The 8,085-nt window shown below is 63.2% G+C and carries 6 protein-coding genes; 3 read left to right on the top strand and 3 right to left on the bottom strand.

Going from position 1 to position 8,085, the window contains the following annotated elements:
* Nucleotides 1-443 precede the first annotated feature (443 nt).
* A complete protein-coding gene (locus DAT37_RS43485; protein WP_109530806.1) occupies nucleotides 444-1,871 on the top strand; it encodes an effector-associated constant component EACC1 in 1,428 nt (475 codons plus the stop codon).
* A gap of 189 nt (nucleotides 1,872-2,060) precedes the next feature.
* Here the strand turns inward: DAT37_RS43485 and DAT37_RS43480 are convergent, their stop codons facing one another.
* The gene (locus DAT37_RS43480; RefSeq protein WP_109530805.1) at nucleotides 2,061-3,275 is read right to left on the bottom strand and encodes an IS4 family transposase; all 1,215 of its coding nucleotides are present in this window, start codon (nucleotides 3,273-3,275) and stop codon (nucleotides 2,061-2,063) included.
* Nucleotides 3,276-3,449: 174 nt separating this feature from the next.
* Between DAT37_RS43480 and DAT37_RS45990 the strand changes: the two genes are divergently transcribed.
* Nucleotides 3,450-3,671 (top strand): hypothetical protein, encoded by a 222-nt coding sequence (locus DAT37_RS45990; RefSeq protein ID WP_109530804.1) that lies wholly within the window; start codon nucleotides 3,450-3,452, stop codon nucleotides 3,669-3,671.
* A gap of 947 nt (nucleotides 3,672-4,618) precedes the next feature.
* Here the strand turns inward: DAT37_RS45990 and DAT37_RS43465 are convergent.
* Nucleotides 4,619-5,173: a DUF6907 domain-containing protein gene (locus DAT37_RS43465; RefSeq protein ID WP_157979007.1), complete on the bottom strand. Its 555-nt coding sequence runs from the start codon at nucleotides 5,171-5,173 to the stop codon at nucleotides 4,619-4,621.
* A gap of 746 nt (nucleotides 5,174-5,919) precedes the next feature.
* Between DAT37_RS43465 and DAT37_RS43455 the strand changes: the two genes are divergently transcribed.
* Nucleotides 5,920-7,050 carry a tyrosine-type recombinase/integrase gene (locus DAT37_RS43455; RefSeq protein ID WP_232840353.1) on the top strand — a complete coding sequence of 377 codons (1,131 nt, stop codon included), beginning with the start codon at nucleotides 5,920-5,922 and terminating at the stop codon, nucleotides 7,048-7,050.
* A gap of 875 nt (nucleotides 7,051-7,925) precedes the next feature.
* On the opposite strand, the gene DAT37_RS43450 is transcribed toward DAT37_RS43455, so the two are convergent.
* Nucleotides 7,926-8,072: an ATP-binding protein gene (locus DAT37_RS43450; RefSeq protein ID WP_332873404.1), complete on the bottom strand. Its 147-nt coding sequence runs from the start codon at nucleotides 8,070-8,072 to the stop codon at nucleotides 7,926-7,928.
* Nucleotides 8,073-8,085 lie beyond the last annotated feature (13 nt).

Here is an 8,085-nt window from a genome sequence, read left to right as displayed (position 1 = left end):
GGAGACCTCGCCTATCTCCCAGCAGCGACACACCAAACCCCAATGCCTACAAGCGATTAAGCGCCCCACCAAGCCGACATCAACTCACTTCTTAAACACGACCTAGCCGCGCAGCAGCCGGTGATTCGGAGCCATCGCTGGCCTTGAGCAGCGCTCGACAAGCGATGTCCTCGGTGACGTATCCGTGCGGCCGGATCGGTACTGACTTGCCACATCAGCCACGCTCTGTCCAAGGCCGGGCGTATTTCGCCAGCGACGGCACCGAGGGGTGAGGGCCATAGTTGGTGCAACGCTTAGGCTCGCCGACCAACTCGGTGGCGGCGATGTCCCTTGTCCCCTGCGGCAGAGCAGATAAGGCCGCCCGTGTGGCGCGACAGACCGACATCACAAGGTTCGAGAATCATGAGTCAGGAGGTAGGTCGGGTGTGCAGTGAGTCAGGACGATGCGGGAAGATAACCGCATGTCGAATCAGAACGGGCAGAAGCCGATCCAAGTCAGTGGCAACCCTTCCGACTTGATCCAACTACGGGACTGGTTCGGTCGTGACGAGGCCCTCCGCGGGCAGGTACACCTGCAAACCCCTCCGCCACAAGATGGCCAGATGGGTGGGCTCGCCGACGTACTGATGGTGGCCTTCGGCGCAGGAGGAATCGGCACCGTCCTCGTCAGTTCGCTCAAGACCTGGTTCACCACGCGACACTCTGACCTCACTCTGACCGTCACGCTTCCCAACGGCGCCGAAGTCCTGCTCGACGGCAAACGGCATAAAGCAGGATCAGACCTTCGCTGCCCTCCAGAAGATGATCGACTCCCTGAACACCGCCCCATGACTCGACGACGGCCCGATATCGACAGGTCGCGCGCGGTTCTGATCGGTGTCAGCCGGTACGAAACCGATGAACAGAGCACGGCCGACCTCTCCGAGGCCCTCCCATCGCTCGAATCGGTCTCCGCCAACCTCTCCGACCTACGGCAGTTGCTCACCGAACCCGACCTGGGAACTTTCGCTCCCCAGCACTGCACACTCGTGGAGAATCCGCAGCTCGCCGAGATCGGCGACGTTCTCGTACGGGCTGCCCGCGAGGCCGAGGATGTTCTGTTGGTGTACTACAGCGGTCATGGCCTCGTCGATAGTCGAGGACGCCTGTATCTCGGTCTTCCGGGCAGCAGCCAGACGCGAGCGGCCTGGAAGGCTCTACCCTTCGAAACATTGCGTGAGGATCTCCTGGACAGTCCGGCCAAGATACGGGTTCTGATCTTGGACTGCTGCTTCTCCGGTCGCGCGTTCGAGTCCATGAGCGACGCCGATACGTTGCAGGCCAACCAGTTCCGGATTAATGGGACATTCACGCTCACCTCCTCCGCAGCGAACGAGCCTTCCTTCGCGCCGCTAGGAGAGATACACACGGCGTTCACCGGTGCCCTCCTGTCCCTCGCCCGACAGACACCGGGGCTGACCCTCGATGAGCTGTATGGCGCAGTGCGAGGCCACTTGTCGGCCCTCGGCCGCCCCGCGCCTCGCCGGCGAAGTGTCGATGAGGCCGGGGACTTGGTGATCTTCGGGCATCCTCACCAGAGCCGCTCGGCTGCTGGCATCGAGGTGGAGCGGTTCGAGCGCACCTATGAGTTCGATGAAGCCAGAAGAGTCGCGCCTAGGGTGAACCCGACTTCGGGGTTACCCGGCTTCTGGGACGTCACAGTCCGCAACGGCAGCGCCACACCGATCGCTCAGCTCGAAGCAGATGTCTATCCCGTTGACGCCACAGGCAGTCGCATCGAGGACGAGTGCGTGACAGCCAAAGGTCATCGAATGCTGTGGAAGACCCTGAGCGACCGCAACCGCGCCGAGGTTCGGGGCCAATGCCATTAACTTACGCGCTGGTGTAGCCGGATCTCCGGTGGCTGGTTGTGATTGATATTCTTGTGCGCCAGTGTTTTTCGCTTGAATTTGTGTCGTCCCGCGCGTTTGAGGACGCGGGGGTAGCTGCGCTGGCGCCGGGGCGGGTTGGGTCGTTCGAGGATCTCGGTGACGGCGGCGGTGAGGCCGGTGGCGAGCCGGTCAGGGGGAAAAACCCGCTTGTCCGGTGACGTGTCGCCGGACAACGCGGAGAGAGCGGATGAACGACAGCCGTAACGGATCGTTTCCGCCGAGGTCGGCGGCGTGATACATGAGTTCGCGGATGGTGTAGTGGGTGGTCAGAAGCCCCCAGATCTCCTGGCGCACCATCGCGGGGCTCTGCGAGCGCAGCAGCCGGTAGCTGCCGCGCTGGCGGGTTTCGATCTCGGCGAGGCTGGTCTCGAACTCCCACCGGCAGTGGTAGGCGGCGGCCAGCTCGGCCGCGGTCACCTCTGCGGGATCTAGCAGGGTGGTGATCAGGCGGATAGGGCCGGGGGTATCGCTGTCGCGGTTGGCGACCTCGTATTCGACCACCCGGACGGTTACGCCGTCGGGGACGGTGTCCAGGCCGCGGGCTCGGTGGCGGCGGATCCGCTGGCGTTCGACATCGGTCATCAACTTCGACAGATACGAGCCATCCGGAAGTTCCTGTACGACATGCAGTTTCAGTCCGGACTGCACCCTCCACAACAGATCCGCGCCGGTGGCTGCGGCCTCGCGCCAGAACTCGTGGCTGTAGAACCCGCGATCGGCGATGACCAGCATTCCCGGGGTGAACGCGGCCAGCAGTCCGCGGGTGATCTCCCGCTCGTCGGTGGTGACCGCGCCGCTCTCGGCGTCGATGATCGCGTGGGTGGCGCATTCGGCCAGGCCGACGACCTTCACCTTCGGATACGGGTCCTCCAGGCTCTGATGGGTCTTCCCGCGCCCGAACACCTCCTCGTTGCCCGGGGTGTCGGGGATGTCCATCTGGACGCCGTCCACTGCCATCACCCGCCGCCCGGCAAGCCAGCCGCCCGGGATTCCCGCCCCGGCCAGCGGGACCGCCACCCGCCGATACAACTCTCGTACCGGCTCCTCACCGAGGCGGGCGCGGGCCTTGCACAACGCCGGTGAGGTCGGCACCTGCCAGTCCTCGCTCCACGACCGCAGAAACCGCAGCCCGTCGACGAGCTTGCGCATCACCTCCTCGTAGGCGTCGTCGAAGAACAACGTCATCGCCAACACGAAATACACCACCACACGCGCAGGCAACAGCCGCCGCCGCTTCTCACACCGACCGGTCGCCACCAGCACCTCGTCGACCAGATCCGTATGCACTACCCGAGTCAGCACACCCAACCCGATCCGGTCGGTCAACCGGCCCGCCTCCACCACGAACCGGCACCCTACCCGAAACCATCTGCTACACAGCAACTCTCACACATCGGCCCGCATTCACGACTGCCGACCTGCACAAACGCCGTAAGTTAATGGCATTGGGTTCGGGGCAAGGTCAATTCATCCAACCCACACAGCGGCACTCCGTTCGCCGAAATCACCGCCGCCACGATGGAAGACTTCATCATGAATATCGTCAGCCCGATCACAAGCCAGCAAATAGCACGGCTGGCGGACTGCTACCCGGACCCGTTCCCTGCCGGGGCGGAAGAGACGGTCGTCTACTACGCGCCCAACGCCGCGACGGTCCGCGCGGACCTCACGTTCACCGACACCTCCGGAAACAGATGGACAAGATCGCACGACCAACGGCCGCGGTTGGTCGAGCGATGATATTGTCCTGCCGGTCAGACAGATCTGGCTTTCCGATAGCAGTCACCGGAAGAAACGACGCTTTCTAGCCCGACGATCAGGCAGACATCCGGGCTTCATTGCGAGAGTTCGGAATCCACACCCAATGCCTGCCGGTCCACAGGCCGTCGATCCAGCGCTTCCATCCAGGTCCTCTCATCGGCCAAGTCCAGAACCTCACGCATCCGCCGACGGTGTCGGGTAGGGGACGGTGTGCACTGGACCTCCAATGAGCCACCGGGCCACGTCGTGATCCCGTCGGCCCAGATCATCAGACCAACCTCCTCGCCGGGAACCAGGCGCGGCACCTTACGGTGCAACACATACTCTCGACTGTCGGCGGGATCCGGAGCAAATGCCCTACACCGCACACCGCGCCCTGAATCAGGATTCCGTGAGCGGCACCGTCACCGATGTTGGTCAGAGATGCCCACGCCAGCACCGGCTTTCCAGCACCCTCGTGCGCGATGGACGCCCCTAGTTGGGGACCAACTTGCACCTCGATCCGCTGGAGCAGCCACGCGGGTTCCTGACGGTCGCGACGACAAAGATAGAAAGTCCACAAGGTGGCAAGACATGAGATACCTGCCGCGATCCAAGCTGAAAGTGGGCCGATCATCTGGGTATTCACGCGGCCATCCTCGCACCCGCCGTGGACCGCGATGGATTGACGGCATAGTGCCACATGAGGTGCCCGGCACAGTCGACGCTCGTGGGAGTACAGCGGGGCCCATGCGATAGCACGAAGGGGTCAGCGGGTACGGGGACCGGCCCGACACCGCAGGAGGCTGATCGTCGCCGCGTTAATCGCTGTTCCCGGGTGACCGGTTTACGGCCAGCCAACGCCGTGAACGTGACTCTGGATGTCACCCGCGAACGAGTACCATCGCAACAAGCTTAAGTTTGACGAATCCACTTAGTTGAACTGTCTAAGGAACATTCACTAGTTCGGCCAGATCCGCACAGTCGAGCAGGTGCGCCGATATTTTGCACGCTTCCGCCGCCAAGAGCTCGGTGGAGATGGATTTCACCAACATCTCCAGCGAGACCCGGCGTTCGTCTTCCTCGTCGAAGGCCCGCACCCTCACACCAATCGGGACACTGGGCTCGTGGGTGCCCGCAACAACCATCTCGCGAAATGGGCCTCGATGCTCGCGCTCGTCGTCTGGATCGTCCAGATCGGGATCAGCGTCCTCCAGACACCACGAGGGGCACTCCCCGTCTGGTGAGGTCAGTCGCACGTCTGCAGCCTCGATGAACATCTTCACTACCTGCCGCGCCTCATCGGCGGTCAATTCCAAGCCGACTCCGTGCGGATCCATCATCTCGATCACACACCTGCGGGATTCTCCATGATCACGAGCACTGACTCGCATAGAAATACGACGGATAACGCCAATAACCACCACTTCGGCGATTTCGAGCACCAATTCCGGTCCATAATGGACAAAGCCAGCGCTGGGATTGTTCAAATCCCATGCCAAGTGCGACTCACACCAAGGCGGGCACGAAAGATTCACGGCCACAACTACTCCCCACACTCATAGCCGACACCCGTCCCGCGCCCGACAGACTCAACTCTAACGTTCGAACGCGGGGCCTGACTAGCCGACTGAGACATCCGGGCGGTCTCCTCAACTGTATTGCGACAGAGCCGCTCCGACCTGAACATCCAGGACACGCCATAACAGCACGCAACGGTTCGATGCCGTTGATGGCCATCCGGATAGAAGGCCCATGTCCCTCCTCGCGAACGACCCGATCACTCCACATTCCTCAGCCACTCTCTGAATCACCCTCCGGTAGCGATACGGCCTGTTCCGAGCACCACTGCTGCACCTGTACCCGTCCCTGCCGATTCCCGGTCGTCACTGCGCACGACACCAACGCGAGCCATCCTCCGGTCGATGTCCGCGCCCACGCATGCAACAAGCCCGGCGTCGTCCCGGTCAGGGACAAACCTCCACTGCGCACCCGTAGCGATACATTTCCTCCGAAGTCTTTCGGAGCCATGATGAGCCGACCGAGATCGATGATCACCCGGCGCGGTGGATCGATCACGTGGTACGAGGGCCCACCTACCGAGCCACGTGAGGCGAATTTCAGACATCTCAACGGGTGACTACCTCGTACTGATCGCACTGCCCGACCGCGGAGCCCTGGCCATACTGCCTCCGGCCACCGTCCGGTCCGCCCTGGCCACCATCCTGGACCTACACGAGGCACCGGCGTGAGCACCGACGATCTTGAGGTCGCACGTGTATTCCTGGACCGACTCGGCATCGACCCCCGCGCCCTGCTCAAACCATCAGCAACCCACGGGCCCATGCCCACCTTCGCTGGATACGTTCCCCAAGTCTCGGCTGTCGTATCGGCTGGAACTCGACGAACCTACCGCCCCTACTGGAGCCAGCTCACTACACACTGGCCCGACCGAAGAATCGATGAACCCACCGCACTCGAACTACAAGCGCTGGTCCAGAAGACCCGAACCAACGCCGTCGTCCGCCGCAACGGCCGCGGCGGACGCTCAGCCGCAGAGCACATGGTCGCCGCGATCCGCTGCCTCTACAAATTCGCCGAAAAGGACCACCTCATCTCCAGGGCACAAAACCCATCCAACGACCTCGACAAACCACGTCGACTCCCCAGTAGCCGCCGAGCCCTGTCGCACCGCCAGCTCACCGAGATCAACCACGCCGCAGCGACGACAGGCAACGACCCCGATCTCGACACCCTCATCCTGCGGCTACACCTGGAAACCGTGTGCCGCACCTCCAGCGCCCTCGCACTACGACACGACGACCTCGACCCCGATGAGCACAAAACCCGGGGAGATTCACACTGCCAGATCCGACTCAGCGGAAAAGGCGGCACCCTACACTGGCAACCCGTCTCCCCCACCCTCATGACCAGACTGTCCCAACACCGCGACCTCAGCCCCGAACCGAACGGACAACTACTGCGATACCGCAACGGGCACCCGATCACCCGCCGCCGCTACGACCACCTCTGGAACCGCATCGGCCGCGAACTCCCCTGGGTCACCACCCGACAGATCACCACCCACTGGCTACGCCACACCACCATCACCTGGATCGAACGCAACTTCGGCTACGCCACCGCCCGCGCCTTCGCCGCCCACGCCGAACCCACCGGACAAGACGGCACCACACTCACCTACGTCACCGCAACCGACGAAGAAGTCGCCTTTGCTCTCTCCGCACTCACCGGCGAACCACACCCCATCATTTCGTCACATGACGATGCGCTACTGACGCCGCCCACCTCATCTCACCGTGCAGCATCCCCGTTCCTTGAGGAGGCCAGTACCGACCTAAAAGGTGGGTCTACCCGATGATCGACAGCCTCGCCACGCCGGAACACCCGTCGACCGATACAGGCCGTTCCCGCTGCTGGGTCGAAGGCGCGTCCCGATCCCACGGCAGAGCACTCACCTTGCGTTAGGTTTGGGGCCGAAGGTTTGGGGCCGAGGATGTAGTAGTGCGCGATCGACTCCCGCAGCTGTCCGGATGGCTCGCACTCGACCAACTGCGCTCGAAGGTCGTTCTCGAATTCGATAGCGAGAGCGGGGTTCTGGCGAATCGGGGCAGTGTAGGAGGTCGACCACAAGAATCCTATGAACTCGTCCACCGCCCAAGCGTGTGATGTCGGGAACCGGTATTCGGTGACATCGAGGAACCCCGCCTCCCGCAGGATCTCTTCATGGGTGCGTCGCGAAGGGGCGCCGCTGTCGGCCGTCGCTGGCGACACACTCGCAGGGCGTCCCGGTTCGCCGGACCATCGGGCCACGACATCGACGGCACCCCCCGCCACGACTCGGTCCCACTCCACGGCGTACTGCTGCCCAAAATCGCTAGACAACAGCCTGGATCCAGCCACTGACCGGCACGTTCGGCGATCATCGCGCGATTGAGCCGATGGAAGGCGTTGCCGATCGTGACCAACCGTGCCGGGGGCGGTGACCACCAATTCCTCGGCTCTGCCGACGCTCCAGTCGATATTGTTCGCGCCGGCGGCGCGACTTTGCGGCGGCCGACCTCGACCATGTCGGGTTCGAGGTCGACGGCCTGGACGCGCAGGCGACCCGGTCGTGCAGTGGAATCGCGATCTCGCCTGTGCCGCAGGCAAGGTCGATGAGCAGGTCGCCGCTCTGCCCCGCACGAGCGAGTAGGTCCTCGAACAGGATCTTCGGGTAAGCGGGGCGGTCGTGGCTCATCGGCCTTCGTTCGCTGCGCGATGACAGTTGGCGGCCATGTCGGTGGTGGTAGTGGTGAAAATTTGGTGCCGTTGCCGCAGATCGCATGCGCGGGTCGCCCACGCCGGCCCTATGGCCAGATGCGTTTTCCCCACCCCTGGCATGCCGATTAGCGAG

This window comes from Nocardia aurea, from assembly GCF_003123685.1.
Lineage (GTDB): Bacteria > Actinomycetota > Actinomycetes > Mycobacteriales > Mycobacteriaceae > Nocardia > Nocardia aurea.
Note: the sequence above shows the minus strand (reverse complement) of the source record. Positions and strands in the feature narration are given on the sequence as shown.